Genomic DNA, 20,351 nt, shown 5'->3' on the forward strand with positions numbered 1-20,351 from the left:
CCTACTCCACCCGAACGCCCGGTTCGCCGGCTTGCATGCGACCGATGACGGTGGCGGCGCTGTGGCCTGCCGCGTGGAAACAGGCGAGCACGTCGTCCACCGCGTCTGCGCTGCAGGAGACCATCAGGCCGCCAGAGGTTTGGGGATCGCACCAGAGGATTTCGTCCAGTTCCGACCAGTCGGCGGGCGTGGTGACCTTGTCACCGACAGCCGCCCAGTTGCGGCCGGACGCGCCCGTCTTGATCCCGGCCTCGGCCAGGCGGCGCGCTTCGGAAAAGACCGGGACTTTTGCGCGTTCGACAATACCGGTCAGGCCCGCGCCCTCGCACATTTCGGAGAGATGGCCCAGCAGGCCGAAGCCGGTGACATCGGTGATGGCATGGACGCCCTCCAGCTGGCTCAAAGCTGCGCCGGGCGTGTTGAGCAGGGTGGTGGAAGCGACCATGGCGTCATAGGCCTCCGGCGAGAGCTCGCCGCGTTTCAGCGCCGCACTGAACACCCCGACACCAATGGACTTGCCCAGCACCAGCACATCGCCGGCCTTGGCGCCGGCATTGGTCTTCAGACAATCGGGATGGGCCGTGCCCAGGGCCACCAGGCCATAGATGGGCTCGGCAGCATCAATCGAGTGACCGCCCGCAATGGGTGCGCCTGCAGCCTCTGCGACAGAACGTCCGCCCGCCAGGATGGCGCGCACCATCTCGCGCGGCAGCTTGTTGACCGGCATGCCGACAATGGCGAGGCAGAAGATCGGCGTCGCGCCCATGGCGTAGACATCCGACAGCGCATTGGTCGCGGCGATCTTTCCGAAGACTTCCGGGTCATCGACGATGGGCGTAAAAAAGTCGGTGGTGGCCACCAGCACCGTTTCATCATTGATGCGCCAGACCGCCGCGTCATCGCGTGTGGCCGCATCCACCAGCAGTTCCGACGGCATCGGCATGGCGGGTGCACCGCCGAGAATGTCGCTCAGCACAGCCGGATCGAGCTTGCAGCCACAGCCGCCGCCATGGGCCAGAGCGCTGAGGCGAACTGCTTGAGTGTCATCCATGATCCACAAACCCTTGTCTGATCGGCTAATGTTGTTTCAGGAGACATAATCGCCGATGCAATCCTTCGCCACCACAAAAGACCTCTCCAGCGACGCGCTGGCGCAGTATGACGCCATTATCGATGTGCGTTCGCCCGGCGAGTTTGCCGAGGACCACCTGCCCGGCGCCATCAACCTGCCTGTGCTGGATGATGAAGAACGGGCGCACGTCGGCACGCATTACAAGCAGGTCTCGGTCTTCGAGGCCCGCCGCATGGGCGCCGCCCTCACCTCGCGCAATATTGCCCGGCATATCGAGACGGTGCTGGCTGACAAGCCCAAGGCTTTCCGGCCGCTGATCTATTGCTGGCGCGGGGGCATGCGGTCCTCCTCCATGGCGACTGTGCTTTCGGCGGTTGGCTGGAAGGTGACGCTCGTCCATGGCGGTTATCGCCGCTGGCGCGACCAGGTGCGCGAAGCGCTGGAAGCTGAGCAAACACACAAGATCACGCTGATTGACGGCCAGACCGGAACGGCCAAGACCCGCCTTTTGCACGTGCTGGCCGAGCGCGGTGAACAGGTCATCGACCTGGAAGGCCTCGCGCATCATCGCGGTTCGATCTTCGGCGATTTCGCCGGTGAGGACCAACCCAGTCAGAAAGCCTTCGAAACCCGGATCTGGACCCGGCTCCGCAATCTCGACCCGGCCCGCCCGACCTATATCGAGGCTGAAAGCAAGCTGGTCGGTCGCAGGCGCGTGCCGGTCGGATTGTGGAATGCCATGCAGGCGGCAGATCGCCTTGTCATCAAGGCTCCTGTTGAAGAGCGCGCCCGCTATCTCATGCGCGCCTATCCCGACCTTGCCGCCAATACGGACAAGCTGGTCCAGGCCATTAAAGGCCTTAGACAGTTCCAGTCAGGCGAGACAATCACGGAATGGCTCACCATGGCCGAGGCCGGTGATTTCCATCCGCTCGCCATCGCCCTGGTGGAGGCCCATTACGACCCGGCCTACGACCGGGCTCGACGGCGTGACGGTGCCGAGTGGGCTGAGCGTGTGTTGGACACGGCATCGCTGGATGATGCTGCGCTCAGCGATCTCGCGGATCAAATCTGCGAGCGAGAGACGGTCTAGACTTCCGGATTGCGATCCAGCATGGCCTGGACATCCGCGCTGTCGACACCGCTCTCGACCAGCATTTTCACCAGGCCTGTCACCAGGTTCAGCTCGTCGATGATCGACTTGATGCGGCCCTGGTCTGCCAGCGGTTTCCACATGGACCCCACTTCGAAGAGATTACCGGTTTCCGCGGCGATCAACAGCTCGCCCTTGCCGCTGTCCTGGTCGAACATGGCCCGCACACGCTTGCCTTTCAGGGCCTTTTCCAGGTCGAGCAAGCGTTCCATGAAGCTGGGTGTCAGCATGTAGCGCGCCAGCACCTGGTCATTGCCATAGACCTCGAACGCCTTCTCGAATTTGGGATCGACAAGACCGATGCGTTCCAGCTTGGTGGACCCGAAGGACCGCGACAGCTTTTGCAGGGAGTTCAGCCAGCCCTGGTCACGCGTGATGACGGTCACCCCTTCCACCTTGCGCGGGAAGGTAATGCGCATCAGCACGCCGCGAAAGACGGTGACGTAATAGGTGCGATTCTTCGAGCGACGACGCTGTTCGAGATGCGCTTCGTAAAGCTCGAAATCACAGCCATCGATCTCGCCGGAAAAATGATCCTCGAAATGCTTGCGGTTGAAGACCGGCAGCAAGTCATACTGGCGGAAGGTGGAAAACCGCGCCGGCGAATACGGCCGCACCGAATAGGCCATGCCACAGGCCTCGGCGATGGCGGTGTTGAGCTCTTCCTTGACCCGCTTGCGCAGCTTGCTGAGCTTGCTGTTGCCCGCCACGATGGCAAAAAAGGCAAACACCAGAAAAACAAAGAAAAAGCCGAAATTGTCGTCATTCATGGAACCGACGACAACCAGCCCCACAACCACGATTGCAATGGCCACAAACAACCAGATCCAGAAGGATCCGGTCGCCTGCTTGCGCTCCTTCTCCAGCCCTTCCAGCCAGGGCTGGAGGCGTTCCTGCCAGAGTTCCTGAAACTTAGCGTCCACGTCTACGCCGTCTCCAGACGTCCCAGGGCCTCGGAGACCTTGGTTTTCTGGGCGGTGTAGTCGGCCAGCTTGGCTTTTTCGCCGGCGACGACCTCTTCCGGGGCGTTGGCGACGAATTTGGCGTTCCCGAGCTTTTTCTCCAGGCGCATGATCTCGCCATCGAGCTTTTTCAGCTCCTTGGCCAGGCGATCACGTTCGGCGTCCAGATCGATCACCCCGTCCAGCGGCAGGGCGATGACCGTCTCACCGACCACCGTCTGCGCCGAGGCCGGCGGGACGCTGTCAGAAGCCGAGATCTCCTCGAGGCGGGCCATGCGGGCCAGCAGCGGGCGATTGCGCTCGACGCGGTCGAGAATGTCCTGCGACGCGCCCACCAGAACCGCGTTGAGCGGCTTGCCCGGCGCGATATTCATCTCGGCCTTGAGGCTGCGGATATTGGTGATGACGTCGATGAGCCAGCTCATCTCGGCCTCAGCATCCGCATTGGCCAGACCGTCCAGCTGCGGCCAGTCGGCCACGATCAGCTGGGTGTCGCGCCTGGCAGTTTCCGCCCACAGCGCCTCGGTCACGAATGGCATGAAGGGGTGCAGGATCTTCAGCGCGATATCGAGCACATAGGCGGTCGTCGCCTGGGTCTCGGCCTTGGCCGCTGCATCCTCACCGCCAAACAGCGGCTTGGCGAATTCCAGATGCCAGTCACAGAAGATGTTCCAGACGAAACGATAGGCGGCAGCTGCGGCCTCGTTGAACCGGTATTCGTCCAGGCCTTTGTTGACCGCAGCAACGGTCGACTGGGCTTCGGCCAGGATCCACTTGTTGACGGTCTGGGTGACGGAAGACGGGTCGAAACCGGCCGGTACCGCACACTCATTCATCTCGCAGAAGCGCGCCGCATTCCAGAGTTTGGTTCCGAAATTGCGATAACCTTCAACGCGTTGCGTGGACATACGGATGTCCCGCCCCTGCCCGGCCTGGACCGCGAGGGTGAAACGCACCGCGTCCGCGCCGTATTCATCGACCAGTTCCAGCGGGTCAATCACATTGCCCTTGGACTTGGACATTTTCTGGCCCTTCTCGTCGCGGACCAGGGCGTGGATATAAACGTCCTTGAACGGCACCTGCGGCTTGCCGTCTTCGTCCTTCATGAAGTGCAGCCCCTGCATCATCATGCGGGCGACCCAGAAGAAGATGATGTCGAACGCCGTGATGAGGACGGTGTTGGGATAGAATTTTGCGACTTCCGGCGTCTTGTCCGGCCAGCCCAGGGTCGAGAACGGCCAGAGGGCGGAGGAGAACCAGGTGTCGAGAACGTCGGGATCGCGGGTCAGAGACTTGCCACCTGACTGTGCGATGGCTTCTTCCTCGCTCTCGGCAACATAGACATTGCCTTCGTCATCATACCAGGCCGGGATCTGGTGCCCCCACCACAGCTGACGCGAAACACACCAGGGCTGGATGTTGCGCATCCATTCAAAATACGTCTTTTCCCAGTTTTTCGGGTGGAAGGTCGTGCGGCCATCCTCGACGGCGGCGATGGCTTCCTTGGCCAGCTCACCGGCATTGGCGAACCACTGGTCCGTCAGCATCGGCTCGATAACGACATTGGACCGGTCACCGAAAGGCTGTTGGATTTTCTTGTTTTCCACCAGCGGGATGGGCTGAGGTGCTTCCTCATCCCCATCCTTGGCTTCCGGCGTCACCATGACAGCGAGACCTTCCGCCGTGATATCGGCAATGATTTTCTCGCGCGCCTCGAACCGGTCGAGACCGCGATAGTCTTCCGGCACCAGGTTGATCGCATCAACCTCGGCCTCGGACGGCAGGTCTGCGCCCCTGGCAATCGCCTGGGCCTTGGTCGCACACTCGTCATAGGACGGCCCATCGGCGCGCATGGCGGCCTGGGTGTCCATCAGGCGATAGAGCGGGATGTTGTTGCGCTTGGCGACTTCATAGTCGTTGAAATCATGGGCGCCGGTGATCTTGACCGCACCGGAACCAAATTCCGGGTCCGGGTACTCGTCCGTGATGATCGGGATCAGGCGGCGGTGTTCCTTGGGGCCCACCGGGATTTCGCACAGCTCACCGACGATCGGCGCATAACGCTCATCATCGGGGTGAACGGCAACCGCGCCGTCGCCGAGCATGGTTTCCGGGCGGGTCGTCGCGATGGAGATATAGTCGCGCTCTTCGGTGAGCGTGACATTCCCGTCCTCGTCCTTTTCCACATACGTATAGGTCTTGCCGCCGGCGAGCGGGTATTTGAAGTGCCACATGTGGCCGTCAACTTCGATATTCTCGACCTCGAGGTCGGAAATCGCCGTCTCGAACTTGGGATCCCAGTTCACCAGGCGCTTGCCGCGATACATCAGGCCCTGCTTGTAGAGCTCGACGAAGACTTTCAGCACCGCCTCGGAGAGGCCCTCATCCAGGGTGAAACGCTCGCGCGACCAGTCACAGCTGGTACCCAGGCGGCGCAGCTGTTGCAGGATCATGCCACCGGACTCTTCCTTCCACTCCCAGACACGTTCCACGAATTTCTCGCGGCCCATATCGCGGCGGGACGGTTCCTGGTTGGCGGCCAGCTGGCGTTCAACCACCATCTGCGTGGCAATGCCCGCATGGTCGGTGCCCGGCTGCCACAGCACGCTGTCACCCAGCATGCGCTTGTAGCGGCTCAACACGTCCTGCAGCGTGTTGTTCAGCGCGTGACCAATGTGCAGGCGACCTGTCACATTGGGCGGCGGGATGACGATACAGAACGGCTTGGCGTTCGGGTCATCCTTGGGCTGGAAGGCTCCGGACTGCTCCCACGCATCATAGATACGGGTTTCGGCTTGGGCTGGGTTGAATGTCTTTTCCATCATGATCCGCGCATGAATAAAGGGCACCGACGCTCTCGTCGATGCCCTTAGATGATTTCAGTGTTCGACGAAAGAGTTAGCGACGGCGTGCCACGCGGTCGATCTCGGCCTGTACCTTTTCATCCACAATGCTCGGCAGGTTGGCATCGAGCCATTCCTTGAGCATCGGGCGAAGCAGAGCGCGGACGACACCTTCCAGTGTACGGCCCTCTTCTTCGGAAATGCGGATGCTGTCAGCCAGCGTGTGGAAGGAGCCCATCGCCGCTGCAGCAGCGCCATCAGACATGATGCCATCGGCTACTTCGGCCTCGACCGCGTCGAAATCGACCACCGGCTCCGGCTCGGCCACGACTTCCGGCTCTTCCTCTTCGCGATCGACGATCATCAGATCATCGTCCATCGTCATGGGATCCGTGCCTGCATCCGGCTCGTCGACCATGTCGGTCAGCTCGAGCACGTCCTCCGCCTCGGGCCCCGGCTCTTCCTCAGCAGCGGGCGCCTCGTCAAACATCGAATCGATGTCGTCCTGGGAGTTGGATTCTTCTTCCGCCGGGGCAGCTTCTGCTTCGGCAGCAGGAGCCTCGTCCTCGTCCTCGTTTATGATCCGGCGGATCGAGGAGAGGATTTCTTCCATTGACGGTTCGTTTTCAGCAGCATCAGCCATGTGTGCGGATCCTTTGTCCGGCAATTCTCGTCTAACGCGAATAAACCGGGGCGGACGGCGGATGTCCACCCCCACGTTTCGCCTTCAAGGCTAATTCCAGGGCGTTAAGTCAAAGTTATTGAAGCGCGAGCGGGAGTTTTCCACAGCTGCAGGATCATACAGCTCAACACCCAGTCCCAGACTGTCTGCCGATAGCAGGCCCATGGCCTGAAGCAGACGATAACCGGCGACATAGCTGTCACGCTCGGCCGTCACCAAGGTCAGGCGGCTTTCCAGCAATTCCTGTTCGGCATCCAGTACGTCCAGCGTCGTTCGAAGGCCGACATAGGCCTCCTGCTCCACACCATCCAGCGCAATCTCGTTGGCCAGAACGGCCTGACGGCTGGAATCGATGACAGCAAGAGATGCAACGTAAGCAGTCCAGGCATTTGTCACACCTTCAGTCACCTGGCGGCGGGCTTCATTGACCTGGAAACGGGCCTGTTCTTCCGATGCCACGGCCGCGCGCACACGTGAGCGGTTGAGACCACCGGTGAAGATCGGCATGGACACGGTACCCGTGATCGACGTGCTGTCGCGCTCATCACCGGAGAAACTGCTGTCACGTGCCGCAGATGCAGACGCTCGCAGGGACACTTCCGGACGCATCGCGCCGCGTGCGACCTGGATGCCGTGGCGGGCCGCTTCCTCGCCATACTGGGCCGCGCGCAATTGCGGGCTGTTGTCAAAGGCGGCAGAGGCTGCGTCGGCAAGATTGTCCGGCAGTGACGGCAGGGCCGGCGGCTGTTCCAGCGTTGCAGCCGGCTCGCCAGTCACACGCTCATAGGCCGCGCGGCTGACGGACAGCTGCGACTGGGCACCGGCCAGCTGGGCCTGAGCACCGGACAGGCGCGCCTCGGCCTGGGCCACGTCGGTGCGGGTGATCTCACCCACTTCAAACCGGTCCTGGGCGGCCTGCAGGTGCTGGGCCAGGACGTCGACATTGTTGCGGCGGATTGACACGACTTCCATGTCACGGCGGACATCCATGAACGCAGTAACGGCATCCACCAGGACGCCCTGCTCTACAGCACGCAGGCTTTCACGACCGGCCATGACCTGGGCACTGGCCTGGTTGATCTGACCAGACGTGCGGCCTCCACGATAGATCGATTGTGTCGCCGTAATGGAGTAGTTCTTCGGCGTGGAATCTGTTTCCGACTGCGAGACGACTTGCTGGTTACCGAGAACAAATGTGCTGCGGCTCTCCGTGCTGTTGCGCGAGATCGAGGCGTCGGCGGACACGGAAGGCAGTCGCGCCGAGCGCGCCTGGACCCAGCTTTCATCGGTCGCGCGAAGACGTGCGCGCTCGGCCTGCAGGGTCGGGTTGGTATTGTAGGCGTGGGCCAGGGCTTCTTCCAGGGACTGGGCCTGGGCGTTTGCGGCAACAGCCAGCAGCGAAACTCCGGCGGTCAGGGCCGCAACCCAACGAGACATGCGAACCATACTTCTGTCCTCTTTCCGGCAACAGACTCAGCAATTGTCTGCACCCATCATAACGTGACCCGCGCCAGAAACCAGCGCGAGCCTGTCGTCCATATAGGGTACCAAATAGCAGAAGTGAACAGCGTTCACTCTTTTATTTTGGTAATTCTTTTAACGCGTGCTTGAACGTAGGGCTCGACGGCGTTCCGTCGCGCCCCCAGCTGCTTTTTTAGAGCGAAAAGCTCTCAGCGCACTCGAAACCTGGAATAGTTGAGGTGGATGCGTCGAAGACAACCTTCTCGCCGATGCCCGAAGCAGAGCGCGTGAAAATCGTCGCCTTGCCCACCGGGCCCTTGCGCACGACAACGGCCAGACGGCCACCATCAGCAAGCTGGTCGAGCCAGGCCTGCGGGACGTCTTCAACGGCACCGTTGACGAAGATCACATTGTACGGACCCTGGTCGGCCTCGCCGGCCTTGGGGTCACCGGAGATGACGACAGCGTTGTCGGCACCACACTCGGACAGCAGGTCGCTGGCGCGAGACTGGCCGTCCTCATCATCATCGAGACCGACAACGGTTTCCGCGAGCTTGGCCAGGATGGCGGTGGAATAACCACGACCACAGGCAATATCCAGCACCATCTCATCGCCCCGGATGTCAGCAGCCTGGATCAGCTTGGACATGTCGCGCGGACGCATCATGCGGCGCGCCTCGCTTGTGGCGACCTCACCGTCCGCATAGGCAGAAGCCAGCTTGGAGCGCGGCGTGAAGACGTGACGCGGCACCGTCTCGAAAGCGCCGAGCAAACGGCGGTCGGTGATATCGGACGGGCGGATCTGGCAATCCACCATCTGCTGTCGGGCCAGGTCGAAGTCGCTCACGGAGATCTCCTCAGCGAATGGGAAGGCAAGTTGCGCGTGATATATCCTGTGCCGCGCCTTGCGGGCAAGCATCACGCTGCGCGACAGGCCAAAACAACGCAGGCGCGGCGAATTTCAGTAGAAAATGTCGTGGCCGATTGCCCCACCCGTCCGGGTTGGTTATAGATCGCGCCTCGCATTTTCGGCACCGTGGCGGAGTGGCTACGCAGCGGATTGCAAATCCGTGGACCCCGGTTCGATTCCGGGCGGTGCCTCCACCCTTCGCGCTTCGCGCTTCGGGTGGCGAGCCACCCCAAGCGTGAATACGAGCGAAGCGCGTGCGCGAAGAGGTGCCCTTCGAAGCCTTGGCGTAGAAGGGCTGCCGCTCCCCTAGAACTCCACCCGCTTTCCCTTGTGGTCGAACAGCTTTCCCGTGTCGGTCGGCGCAAGACTATCCAACACGTCCAGTATCTCCTCAGCGGCAACTTCGGGCGTGCGCACATCCAGCCCGGATTTGGAGAACGGTTCCGACAGGCGACTCGCCACTGTTCCCGGATGGATGGCAACACAGATCGCCTCGGGGTTCTTGCGCGCCAGCTCGATCGAGCAGGTCCGCACCATCTGGTTCAATGCCGCCTTGGATGCGCGATAGCTGTGCCACCCGCCCAGCCGATTGTCTGAAATCGACCCGACCCGGGCGGACAAGGTGGCGAAAACCGCGCGCGAATCACGCTGCAGCAGGGGCAGGAAATGCTTCATCAACAAGGCCGGTCCAACCGTGTTGAGCTGGTAATCCAGCAGCATGTGTTCGGCGTCCAGCGCACGCCAGCTGCGCTCGGGCATATACCCGTCGCCGTGCAGGAAACCGGTGGCATCAAACACCAGTTCTACCGGCTGGCCGACCTCGCGAACATGGTCGGCGACGGCTTTGATGCTGGCCTCGTCTGTCAGGTCCAGCGCGGGCGTCGTTGTGCGTGCCACGCGCAACACCGTATCGTCCTGCTCTTCCAGCCGGTCGGCGATTGCCGCGCCAATCGCCCCGCTCGCCCCGATGACTATTTTCGTCAAGATCATGCTCCGCTGACAGGTCCAACCCGGTACACCAGACGTAGATCATGCAGGTACAGCGAAAAGGGCAGGCATGACCGATCTCGTTCTCATTCTGGGTGATCAGCTGACGCCCCAGATCTCCAGCCTGTCACAGGCCAGCCCCGAGACGGCCCACATCGTCATGGCCGAGGTGACGGATGAGGCGTCCTATGTTCGCCACCACAAACGCAAGCTGGCCTTCACGTTTTCTGCCATGCGCCATTTCCGCGACGCGCTGCGCGCCGCGGGCTGGAACGTCACCTATTTCACGCTGGACGCTGGTCTAGCGAGCCTTCGCGAGGCCGTTGCCCGCACCCTGCAGGACGGTGCCTACAAGCGTGTTCTGGTGACCGAGGCGGGGGAATGGCGCCTGCACCAGGAGATGCGCACCTGGGCCGACACGCTGGGCCTGCCGGTGCTTGTCGCGGAGGACGGGCGCTTCCTTGCCTCCCATGACGACTTCGCGCGCTGGGCGGAGGGCCGCAAACAGCTGCGCATGGAGTATTTCTATCGCGAGATGCGCAAGCGCACAGGCCTGCTCATGGATGGTGACAAGCCTGCCGGCGGTCAGTGGAATTTCGACAAGGACAATCGCAAGCCCGCCGAAGCCAGCCTGTTCATGCCACCGCGCCATGCAACACCCGTGGATGCGGTGACGCAGGAGGTGCTCGACCTCGTCGCAGACCAGTTCGCGGAGCATCCCGGCAGCCTCGACAGGTTCGATTTGCCGGTCACCCGCGCCGAGGCCGAACAATCGCGTGATCATTTCATGCAACACGCCCTGCCGGGTTTCGGGGATTACCAGGACGCCATGCTGGCCGCAGAGCCCCTGCTCTATCACTCCAACCTGTCGACAGCGCTCAATGCCGGCCTGCTCGATCCGCTCGATCTGTGCCAGCGAGCAGAGCGCGAATATCGCGACGGTCGTGCCCCGCTCAATGCCGTCGAAGGCTTCATCCGCCAGATCCTCGGCTGGCGAGAGTATGTGCGCGGGATCTATTGGCGCGAAGGCCCGGATTATGTTCGCCGCAACGCGCTGGATGCCCGCCGCCCCCTGCCCGACTTCTACTGGACGGGCGAGACGGATATGACCTGCCTGTCCAAGGCCATCGGACAGACCCTGGAACTGGGTTACGCGCATCACATCCAGCGGCTGATGGTGACCGGCCTGTTCGCGATGCTGGCGGACGTCGACCCCTTCCAAGTGCACGAGTGGTACCTGGCCGTCTACACCGATGCCTATGAGTGGGTGGAGGCGCCCAATGTGATCGGCATGAGCCAGTTTGCCGATGGCGGGCTGTTGGGCTCGAAACCCTATGCGGCCAGCGGTGCCTATATCGATCGCATGTCGGATTACTGCTCTGGCTGCAAATACGATGTGAAACAGAAAACCGGGCCGACGGCGTGCCCCTTCAATGCGCTCTACTGGGACTTCCTCGCGCGTCACGACGCGACACTGCGCGGCAATCCGCGGCTTGGGCCCGTCTATCGCAACTGGGACCGCATGGACGCTGACCGCCAGTCCGCCTTGCGCCGCAGTGCCGAGGCGTTTCTCGCCTCGCTCTAGCGCGCGCGGCGACAGCGCTCCGAGCAGTATTTCACCTCGTCCCAGACCTTTTCCCATTTCTTGCGCCACTCGAAAGGCCGCTGGCAGACCGCGCAGGTCTTGGTTGGCTTGGGTTGGCGGGCGGAATGACGGGCCATCTCAAAGCCCCAGCGTCAGTTGATTGGACGGTTTGCCGCCGGATCGTGCCGGCGAACGTCGGCGGCCGGACCGGCTGGCGTGCTTGCGTACGATGCTGGCCGCCTCATCGCGAAAGCCCGGCGCCTTGCGTGCCGCGTGGATCCGCTCACGCGCGGCCCGTGCCGCCGCAGCGACATCGACAATCGGCGCAGGATAAGCGCCCGGGGCTGCAGCAGCGCGCGTGGACCACTTCCAGGGCTCATGCAGGAAACCGTCAGGTATATCGGCCAGCTCCGGGCACCATTGCCGGATGAAGACACCGTCTGGGTCCTGGTCATGTCCCTGTTTGACCGGGTTATAGATGCGGATCGTGTTGATCCCCGTCGTACCGGACTGCATCTGGATCTGGGACCAGTGAATGCCAGGCTCATAGTCGAGGAACATGCGCGCCAAGTGCTGTCCCGACGACTGCCAAGGCTGCCAGAGATGATAACTGGCGAAGGAAACGAGCATGGCCCGCATGCGAAAATTCAGCCAGCCCGTGCGGTTGAGCGAACGCATACAGGCGTCGACAAAGGGAATACCGGTCTGCCCCTCGCGCCAGGCCGCCATGCGCGCTTCATCGACCGCGTCGCGCTCGAGTCCTGAAAGCCCCGGGTGCAGGTTGTCAAATTCGATCGAGGGCTGGTCTTCCAGCTTCTGCATGAAATGGTCGCGCCATTGCAGCCGGGACCGGAAACTCTGCAACGAGCCGCGCCAATGGCGTCCCACCGCGCCAGCGGGGACATCCGCTCGGCGATCTTGCAGACGGTGGTAAACCTCGCGGACGCTCATCACCCCAAGGGCCAGATAGGGCGAAAGCCGAGAACACGCTGCTGCACCGTCCAGCGGACTCGACATGGCCGAACGGTAGAACTCACCGCGTTCAAGCAGGAAACCTTCAAGCACGCGCTCGGCGGCATGGCGACCTCCGGCCTGCCCGGCCCGCTCAGGCTGCAAACCCAGCTCTTGCGGCTCAGGCACCCTGTCATGCCGGACATCCGGCGCTGGCTGCAGGACCGGACGGTCGGCGACCGGCGCAGCGACATGGCGTTGCCAGTTGCCGGCCCAGCCATCGCGCGACGGCAGCCGCCGGATTACGCCGCCCTGGCTCAGCTCGTTCCACTCGACCGACAAATTGCGCAAGGCCTGCGCCACGGCGAGATCGCGTCGATAGGTCCAGGCATTGCCGGTTTCCTCGTGAGACCACAGCGTGCAGTCGGGAAACTGGCGAGTGAGATCTGCGAGGATATCGACGGCATCACCGACGCGAATACAGAGCAGGCTGCCCAGCGCCTGCAAATCCGCATTCAGCCCCTCGAGGCATTGCTGGAGGAAATCATACTGACGACCAGAGACATCTTCCTGGCGCCAGAATTCCGGCTCGACGATATAAAGCGGCAGGACAGGCCCAGCCGCAGACGCCTCGCGCAGGGCGAGGTGATCGCTGACCCGCAGGTCGCGCTTGAACCAGAGAATTTGAACAGGACCAGAGCTCGCCATACTGGATGAGTTAGCGCGCCTGGGATCAGGATCTAGCCTTCCGCTTCAGCAGCAGAGGACTTGGCGGTAACACCAGCCCGCTCGAGCTCCGGTCCGAGCTTGCCCATCAGGAACATGCCGAACATCTTGTAGTCCGCGATCAGCGACCACAGCGGATAGGTAAAGGTCGCCGGCTTGTTGTGCTCGACAAAGGCATGGCTGACCCAGGCGAAGAAATAACCCGAAACCGGAACAGCCAGCAGCAATAACCAGGTCTGGCTGATCAGCGCCCCCAGCAGGACCGCGATCGCCAGAGTCGAACCGACATAATGCCAGGCGCGAGTCGCCGGGTCGGAGTGTTCACGCAGGTAAAAGGGCCAGAACTCGCCGAATGTATTGTATTCTCTCATTTCAAACCTCCCCGATTCGCCGTTCGGATCAGTATGGCATAGTGATTCGCGGTCAATAAAGCGCCGGGTGATGGTAAATACCGACTCTTCAGAGTCCGCTGTATTTTGATGATTCCATTAGGGATTCATCAAGGACAATAAACCAATTCCCCAATTCTACCCATTGAATTAACCCTCCATTAAGAGATTCGGCCCGATGTTTTACCCGTCTTCCCGTGAAGACACCCCACCATCCACCCAATGCCTTTTCGGGAGCCTTCGTGGCTCCCGATTTTTTTGCAGCAAACGGGTGCGATTACCGCTTTTGGGTGCTTGCGCTTTTGCCCAACGCTCTGATAAAAGCCCGGTCTCGCTTGTGAGAACGGTATTCCCCTGTAGCTCAGTTGGTAGAGCAGGTGACTGTTAATCACCGGGTCGGCGGTTCGAGCCCGTCCGGGGGAGCCATTCTCAAGCGAGGTTTCCAGAACAAGACGCCAGACACGCCGCTGACAGTGATTACATCAGCGCGGGCAATCAGTGCGCCTTGCGCCGCGCCCCAGGACCAAACTGCGAGATCTCCATGAAACTTTCCACGCTTGTTGCCCTTCCCCTCTCCTGCCTGGCCCTGGTGGCCTGTGGCCAGTCCACTGAGGCGCCTGGGGAAACAGGAGAAGCGGTACGAGCCGATTCGCAAACCAGTGCCTTTGCGCCCATCGTTGACAGCTGGGCGGAGCGGACGCGGTTCAGCGGCAATGTCCTGGTCGTGCGGGAGAATGAGCAGATTTTCGAAACCTCGTTCGGTTTGGCCAACCGCGAGGCGAATATCCCTGTCGATGCCGACACATCCTTTGTTGTCGCCTCGCTGACCAAGACCTTCACAACCGTGCTCACCCTGCAAGCGGTCGAGGCGGGGCGACTGGAGCTTGATGCGAGCTTGGCCTCTGTCCTGCCGGAGTTCGTGGCGCCCTGGGCCAACACGGTCACGGTGCGCCAGATGCTGCAGAACCGCAGCGGCCTGCCGCACTATATCGACCTGCCGGGCTGGTTCGAGCCGGGCGGGAAACTGCCTTATACCCGCGAGCACCTGCTGGACACGCTCGCCAGCATGCCGCTGCGCTTTGAACCCGGCACGGAGTATTATTACTCGAACGCCAATTTCTATCTGCTCGGCCTGATCCTCGACCGGGTCGGCGACCAGCCCTATGAGCAGCAATTGATCAGCCAGTTGCTTGAACCTGCAGGCCTCACGGCCACCGGCCAGATTTACCAACAGGACGAGAGGCTTCGCCTGGCAGGCAACTACATGCCCGACGAAGACGGTGGCTATTTCCAGGTCGAGATAGAAAACCCGGCGGTCTTCCGAGCTACGGGCAGCCTGCATGCAACAGCCACCGACCTACTGGCCTGGGGGCAGGCCATGATGCGAGGTGATTTCCTCAGCCAGGAGAGCCAGGCTGTCATGCTCGACCCAGACCAGCCCATGACCTGGATCCTGACCGAGGTTCCGACACTCGATGACAGCGAGATGATCGCGGTCCGCACCTATAACGGACGCATTGCCGGCCATGTTTCGATGCTCACCCTGTTGCCGCAATCGCAGGAAATCGTCATCGTGATCTCCAATAATGGCGTGGATTACGGCGAGCTGGCAGGTCTGAGCGTGGAAATCGCCCAACACCTTCACGCCGGAGCGAACTGACGCGCGCGCTGGCAGGCTTCAACGTAGGCAAACCGGGTCATCATGCCCTCCATTCGCCTAATTGCCCTGACCGTCCAGTCCTTTGCCCTTGCAACCTGTGCCAGCGTGCAAGAGCGGCTGGACGATAGGCGATCTCCGAGCACCTAGTCCTGTCGTGGAAAATCGAGGTTGCGGACGCGATTTCGGTCGACGGTGAGGCCGGTTGACAGGCCGCGCCCATCCCGCACCACCCGGATTCTATAGTCATTCCAGGTCAGGTAATCGCGTCCCACAAGCTGCAGCGTTCTGGGTCGATCATTCTTGACCATGACATACTCACCGTCCGCCGTGTGTTGAAGAATGATCTCCGTTTCCGTTTCGGCATTGAAATAACGTCCTTCGATGCTGGCGGGATAGGTCTCTTCATCGGGAGTTGGCGGGACTTGCTGTGCGAATTGCGGGCTCTGGCTGGGCGCATAGAGCGCGAACCCTCGCCGCCCCTCGGCAGACTGTGTCAGCGTGAGCCGGAGATTCGGATTTGTCTCGTAGTGATAAAGATTGTCAGCTTCGGGGATCAACCTGACCGGCTCGCGCCATTCGATTTCCCTGAACAGATCTCCATCGCGTGAGACCAGCCGGACAAATGTCCCGCTGTCCAGTTCGTACAGTCCGAGAAAGCCATCTAGGGAGCCGATATCGCTGATCACGTCAGGACCAGCGGGATAGGTCGCTGCATCGGTGAAGACATTGTCAAAGGCAAGATTGGCTGTGCGCACGGCCAGCGCGACCGCGCTGATATTGCGATTATTGCTTACAACCACGATCGACGCCTGAAAATCGGGAAACCGCAAGACATGGGTATTGTAACTGCCCGTTGCCCCCTCATGGAAGACGGTCCGGGCGCCGCGGTAAAAACCAAACTCCAATCCGTAACCATAGGCCGGGTTGGACAATCCCTCGATCGGGCGCTGGCTCATCTCGATCAGGTCATCAGGCAGGCTTCTGTCTGCACCCCAGATCTGGGTTTCCCAGCGCAGCAGATCCGGTAGCGAGGCATACATGAAACCGTCGCCTTGGGTATTGGCGATATCCGCATCCTCCAGCCAGCCGGAGCCATAATTGCCATAGGCTCGCGCCAGCCGCGGAATGACAACGCCATAACGCCGCCGAATACTGGAATCCCCCAGTCCGCGCTCGGAGAGGAAGCGGGTTGCGTAGACGTGAAACGGTTCATCGACAACCGCAGAGACAAGTTCGGCCAGCAGGATATAATTGGAATTGCTGTACCGATAATCCGTGCCCGGCTCAAAATTGAGCGCGACCTGACGGTTGAGTAATGTCAGCGCTGTGCGATTGTCGAAATCGGTTTCATACCAGGTGGCATTGGTAATGAAGTAGAGGTCATAGACGTCACGAATTCCGCTGGTGTGATTGATCAACTGACCCACCGAGATTGGCGGATCAATCCCCTCCATCACACCGGGTAGATAGGTCCTGAAGTCCTGCGACAGGTCCACGCGACCGGATTGCGCGAGCTCCAGCACCATCAGCGCCGTGTATTGCTTGGCGACCGACGCAATATTAAAGCGCGTGCTTGCGTCGATCGGTGTCGGCGTATCGAGATTGGCCAAGCCTGCGTAATGGCTGAAGACGACATCACCACCCAGCACAATGCCGACACCGGCGCCAGGCTGGCCGGGCTCGACCATTTCCTCGACTAGCCTGCTTATGGCCTGGACGGCATCGTCCTGGAGTGCTGGCGCAGCTTGAGCTGCGCTGTTTCCCGGTACAAGCCAAACGGCCACGCTTGCGATGATACACCGCAAATTGATCCAGTTTCCCACGATTTCCCCGCTTCAACTGCAAAAGCGTCTGCCCGGTGAGACGCGAAAACTGCACTCCTGCGCCAAATATAGCCAAAAATGTTGATGCACAAGGGTTTTGGGCCGAGAAAATCAAAGCAAGCGGGAGGCCGAAATGCCTATTGCGCGGACTGTTGGAGGCTGGAAGAGGGATCGGACACTTCACCCGCCTCGCTCTGGCGCGCCCACATTTCGGCATAAATGCCACCGAGCTCCAACAACGCGTTATGCGTGCCCGTCTCGGCAATGCCGCCATCCTTCATGACCACGATGCGGTCTGCATTGGCGATGGTGGAAAGGCGATGGGCGACAGCGATGGTTGTGCGGCCACGAGCGGCTTCGGTCAGGGCAGCCTGAACCTCTTTTTCCGTCTGGCTGTCGAGCGCTGATGTCGCTTCATCCAGGACCAGCACCGCCGGCTCCTTGAGAATGGCCCTGGCGACGCCTACCCGCTGTTTCTCACCGCCGGAGAGTTTCAGCCCGCGTTCGCCGACCTTGGTGTCGAGCCCGTCTTGCAGATCGCGCACAAAATCACCCAGCTGGGCGCGTTCGATCGCTTCCCAGATTTCGTCCTCGCTGGCTTCCGGACGGCCGTAGAGCACATTGGCGCGCAGCGTGTCGTTGAACAGGACGACGTCCTGGGGAACCAGGCCCAGCGCCGAACGCAGGCTCTCCTGGCTGACATCGCGCAGATCCTGGCCGTCAATCGAGACCGCACCACCGGCCGGATCGTAGAAACGGAACAGCAGTTTCAGCATCGTCGACTTGCCGGCGCCTGAGGGCCCGCACAGGCCGACAAAACTGCCCGGGGGCACATCCAGGCTGACCTGGTCTACCGAGCGCTCACGACCCTCATGGGCGAAGCTGACCGCATCAAACCGCACCGCGCCGCCTTTCAGCGCCAGGTCTGACGCGTCAGGCTTGTCATCAACATCGGGTTTGATCGCCAGCGTGTCGAACAGGCGCTCCATGTCGACTGCACCCTGTTTGATCTCGCGATAGGCCCAGCCCAGAATGTTCAGCGGCTGGTAGATATTCATCAGGATCAGCGTCACCGCCGCCACATCGCCAGGCTGCAACACGCCATTCCAGGCCTTCCAGCCTGCCGTTAGCGCCATGGCCAGCAGGCCGGCATTCATGATGAAGGCCTGGGCGCCATTGAGAAGCGCCAGCGAGGACTGCGAACGCACCGCGGCTCCGGCATAGCGCTGCAGCGCATTGTCGTATAGGTCGGTCTCGCGACGCTCGGCGGCGAAGGCCTTCACAGTCTCGAAATTGATCAGGCTGTCGACCGCGCGAGCATTGGCCTCGTTGTCGGCGTCATTCATCTTGCGGCGGATCTTCACGCGCCACTCGGTCACCGTCCAGGTCAGGCCCATATAGATCACCACCGTCGCCACCGCGATGGCAGCAAACTCCCAGCCGTAATTGAGGCTCAGCATGCCCGCAGCCAATACCAGCTCGAACAGGGTGGGCGCGATATTGAAGACCAGGAAGCGCATCAGGAAATCAACCGCACGCGCCCCGCGATCAATGATCCGGTTCAGCGCGCCGGTGCGCTTCGTCTGGTGATAGGACAGTGACAGCCGCTGCACATGTCCAAAGGTGCGCACCTGGGTCAGGCGCTGCGCATCCTGGCTGACTGGTGCGAACATGGCATCGCGCAGCTGCGGCATGCCCACCGACAGGAAACGCGCTCCGGCATAGACCAGGAAGGCGATAACAAACAGCGAGCTCGCATCTGCGACGCTGACACCCTCTCCGCGCTCGGTGATCAGGTTGATGCCATCACCGAAATAGACCGGCGCCGCTACTGCGAACAGTTTCGCCACCACGGTCAGCGCCAGGGCAATCACCATGCGCAGGCGCCATTTTTTCATCTCCGGCGAAGCCAGCAGCCCGAACAGCCGTGCCATCGCCATGCCCAGACTGCCCGTCGGGGCAGCCTTGGTCTCGTCTTCACTATCAGGAACAGAAGGTCTCATCGCGCCCAGAGATAGGGCGGGATGGCGTCCAGCGCTAGGGGGGTGGCGTTTACCCGCCCTGCCCGTCTTCCGTATCAGGCGCAGTAAACACCTGTCCCGGATAGATCAGGTTGGGGTCGCGGATCTGGTCACGGTTGGCTTCGTAGATGACGGTGTACTGGACACCTTCGCCATAGAGACGACGTGCCAGGCGCCAAAGCGAGTTGCCCGGCTGGACGACGACACTGTCCGGGCCGAGATTGATGTCCTCCGGCGCGACACGCTCGAAGGGCAGTGCGATGACAGCGGAGACAAGGCCTTCCGGCGTGACCTGGTCGATCTGGAGATCATAAATGCCCGGTGCCAGCAAGGCTCCGGCCTGCAGCGTCCAGCGACCGTCACTGCCGACTTCGCCCTCGCCCACCATAGCGCCATTAGCGAAGATGCGCACTGACGTGCCGGTTTCCGCACGACCGGAGAAGATCACCGCTCCGGTCTCGTCATAATCGATGGTTTCCAGCACCAGGGCACCCATATCGGCATCGGCGCAGGACGGGCATTGCCAGACACGACTGGCTTCACCCGGACGGCCGACAATGACCAGCGGGGTCGGGCCCGGAACTTCCGGAATCGAGACGACGACAACCTGTTCGGATCGCAGTTCCTGGCCATTGGTCGTCCGCATGAGGAGACCCAGCTGGATAGCACCGGATGGCAGGGGTTCATCCACGATGATGACCCATTCGCCGCGCTCATTGACCGGCATCTCAGTGGTCCGACGACCATCATGCTGGAAGCTGATCGGCGCGTCATCGGCAAGGACCTGGATGATAGCGCCCGGCTCACCACGCCCCGCCATGACGGCAGAACCTCTCGGATCGACACGCACAATGTCGAATACCGGCGGCGCCAGCGGCAGACCTGTCTCAACTTCGGACACAACCTCGGCGGTGTCTCCGGAGACGTCTTCGGATACAGGAGCGCGATCCTCGGCATCATCGGCGGAGGGGCGATACATGATGAAAGCCAGCGCAGACACGACTGCCAGCACTGCCAAGACTGCGGCGATAATGAACGACCGCGTGGCGGTCATGTTCGGCCTCCTAATTTTTCCGTCGGAATACGCGGGAACTGCAATCGGATCGGAATTTTTCCGATGCAAGCC

Annotated in this window: 16 protein-coding genes and 2 tRNA genes; 5 read left to right on the top strand and 13 right to left on the bottom strand. The window is 61.4% G+C overall.

All coding sequences use genetic code 11. The features are described 5' to 3' along the window. Nucleotide 1 precedes the first annotated feature (1 nt). Nucleotides 2-1,051: a selenide, water dikinase SelD gene (selD, locus tag JJ889_RS07800; protein ID WP_291893428.1), complete on the bottom strand. Its 1,050-nt coding sequence runs from the start codon at nt 1,049-1,051 to the stop codon at nt 2-4. Between the two features lie 55 nt (nt 1,052-1,106). Here selD and mnmH point away from each other — a divergent pair, with 55 nt between their 5' ends. Then, nucleotides 1,107-2,165, top strand: coding sequence for a tRNA 2-selenouridine(34) synthase MnmH (gene mnmH / locus JJ889_RS07805; protein ID WP_291893430.1), 1,059 nt, complete (start codon nt 1,107-1,109; stop codon nt 2,163-2,165). Here the strand turns inward: mnmH and JJ889_RS07810 are convergent. The 5 genes from JJ889_RS07810 to JJ889_RS07830 form a co-directional block, all read right to left on the bottom strand. Then, complete coding sequence (locus JJ889_RS07810; RefSeq protein ID WP_291893432.1) at nt 2,162-3,148, bottom strand: DUF3137 domain-containing protein; 987 nt, start codon at nt 3,146-3,148, stop codon at nt 2,162-2,164. The two genes, mnmH and JJ889_RS07810, sit on opposite strands and share 4 nt — an antisense overlap. Nucleotides 3,149-3,150: 2 nt before the next feature. Then, on the bottom strand, nt 3,151-6,012 hold the full coding sequence (locus JJ889_RS07815) for a valine--tRNA ligase (protein WP_366940086.1): 2,862 nt from the start codon (nt 6,010-6,012) through the stop codon (nt 3,151-3,153). 73 nt (nt 6,013-6,085) lie between these two features. Further along, on the bottom strand, nt 6,086-6,673 hold the full coding sequence (locus JJ889_RS07820; RefSeq protein ID WP_291893437.1) for a DUF2497 domain-containing protein: 588 nt from the start codon (nt 6,671-6,673) through the stop codon (nt 6,086-6,088). 90 nt (nt 6,674-6,763) lie between these two features. Continuing rightward, nucleotides 6,764-8,149, bottom strand: coding sequence for a TolC family outer membrane protein (locus JJ889_RS07825; protein ID WP_291893441.1), 1,386 nt, complete (start codon nt 8,147-8,149; stop codon nt 6,764-6,766). Between the two features lie 217 nt (nt 8,150-8,366). Then, nucleotides 8,367-9,020, bottom strand: a complete 654-nt coding sequence (locus JJ889_RS07830; protein ID WP_291893443.1) for a protein-L-isoaspartate O-methyltransferase — start codon at nt 9,018-9,020, stop codon at nt 8,367-8,369. Nucleotides 9,021-9,203: 183 nt separating this feature from the next. Between JJ889_RS07830 and JJ889_RS07835 the strand changes: the two genes are divergently transcribed. Then, nucleotides 9,204-9,277 (top strand) — tRNA-Cys (locus tag JJ889_RS07835). Nucleotides 9,278-9,389: 112 nt separating this feature from the next. On the opposite strand, the gene JJ889_RS07840 is transcribed toward JJ889_RS07835, so the two are convergent. Beyond that, a complete protein-coding gene (locus JJ889_RS07840; RefSeq protein WP_291893445.1) occupies nt 9,390-10,067 on the bottom strand; it encodes an SDR family NAD(P)-dependent oxidoreductase in 678 nt (225 codons plus the stop codon). A gap of 73 nt (nt 10,068-10,140) precedes the next feature. Between JJ889_RS07840 and JJ889_RS07845 the strand changes: the two genes are divergently transcribed. After that, on the top strand, nt 10,141-11,655 hold the full coding sequence (locus JJ889_RS07845; RefSeq protein WP_291893447.1) for a cryptochrome/photolyase family protein: 1,515 nt from the start codon (nt 10,141-10,143) through the stop codon (nt 11,653-11,655). On the opposite strand, the gene JJ889_RS07850 is transcribed toward JJ889_RS07845, so the two are convergent. The 3 genes from JJ889_RS07850 to JJ889_RS07860 are packed head-to-tail and all read right to left on the bottom strand — an operon-like array spanning nt 11,652 to nt 13,703. Continuing rightward, a complete protein-coding gene (locus tag JJ889_RS07850; protein ID WP_291893449.1) occupies nt 11,652-11,792 on the bottom strand; it encodes a DUF2256 domain-containing protein in 141 nt (46 codons plus the stop codon). The genes JJ889_RS07845 and JJ889_RS07850 overlap by 4 nt on opposite strands. Nucleotide 11,793: 1 nt before the next feature. Next, on the bottom strand, nt 11,794-13,314 hold the full coding sequence (locus JJ889_RS07855) for an FAD-binding domain-containing protein (RefSeq protein ID WP_291893451.1): 1,521 nt from the start codon (nt 13,312-13,314) through the stop codon (nt 11,794-11,796). 32 nt (nt 13,315-13,346) lie between these two features. Continuing rightward, the gene (locus tag JJ889_RS07860) at nt 13,347-13,703 is read right to left on the bottom strand and encodes a DUF962 domain-containing protein (protein WP_291893453.1); all 357 of its coding nucleotides are present in this window, start codon (nt 13,701-13,703) and stop codon (nt 13,347-13,349) included. Nucleotides 13,704-14,071: 368 nt separating this feature from the next. Between JJ889_RS07860 and JJ889_RS07865 the strand changes: the two genes are divergently transcribed. Continuing rightward, nucleotides 14,072-14,147, top strand: a tRNA-Asn gene (locus JJ889_RS07865). 115 nt (nt 14,148-14,262) lie between these two features. Further along, entirely contained in the window at nt 14,263-15,381 is a 1,119-nt protein-coding gene (locus JJ889_RS07870; RefSeq protein ID WP_291893455.1) for a serine hydrolase, read from the top strand. A gap of 143 nt (nt 15,382-15,524) precedes the next feature. Here the strand turns inward: JJ889_RS07870 and JJ889_RS07875 are convergent, their stop codons facing one another. The 3 genes from JJ889_RS07875 to JJ889_RS07885 all read right to left on the bottom strand — a co-directional run bounded on the left by JJ889_RS07875 (nt 15,525) and on the right by JJ889_RS07885 (nt 20,279). Then, nucleotides 15,525-17,204 carry a serine hydrolase gene (locus JJ889_RS07875; protein WP_291893457.1) on the bottom strand — a complete coding sequence of 560 codons (1,680 nt, stop codon included), beginning with the start codon at nt 17,202-17,204 and terminating at the stop codon, nt 15,525-15,527. 137 nt (nt 17,205-17,341) lie between these two features. After that, nucleotides 17,342-19,207 (bottom strand): ABC transporter ATP-binding protein/permease, encoded by a 1,866-nt coding sequence (locus JJ889_RS07880; RefSeq protein ID WP_291893458.1) that lies wholly within the window; start codon nt 19,205-19,207, stop codon nt 17,342-17,344. 49 nt (nt 19,208-19,256) lie between these two features. After that, a complete protein-coding gene (locus tag JJ889_RS07885; RefSeq protein WP_291893460.1) occupies nt 19,257-20,279 on the bottom strand; it encodes a LysM peptidoglycan-binding domain-containing protein in 1,023 nt (340 codons plus the stop codon). Between the last annotated feature and the right edge of the window lie 72 nt (nt 20,280-20,351).

The sequence above is a fragment of the Maricaulis sp. genome (assembly GCF_017643475.1).
Lineage (GTDB): Bacteria > Pseudomonadota > Alphaproteobacteria > Caulobacterales > Maricaulaceae > Maricaulis.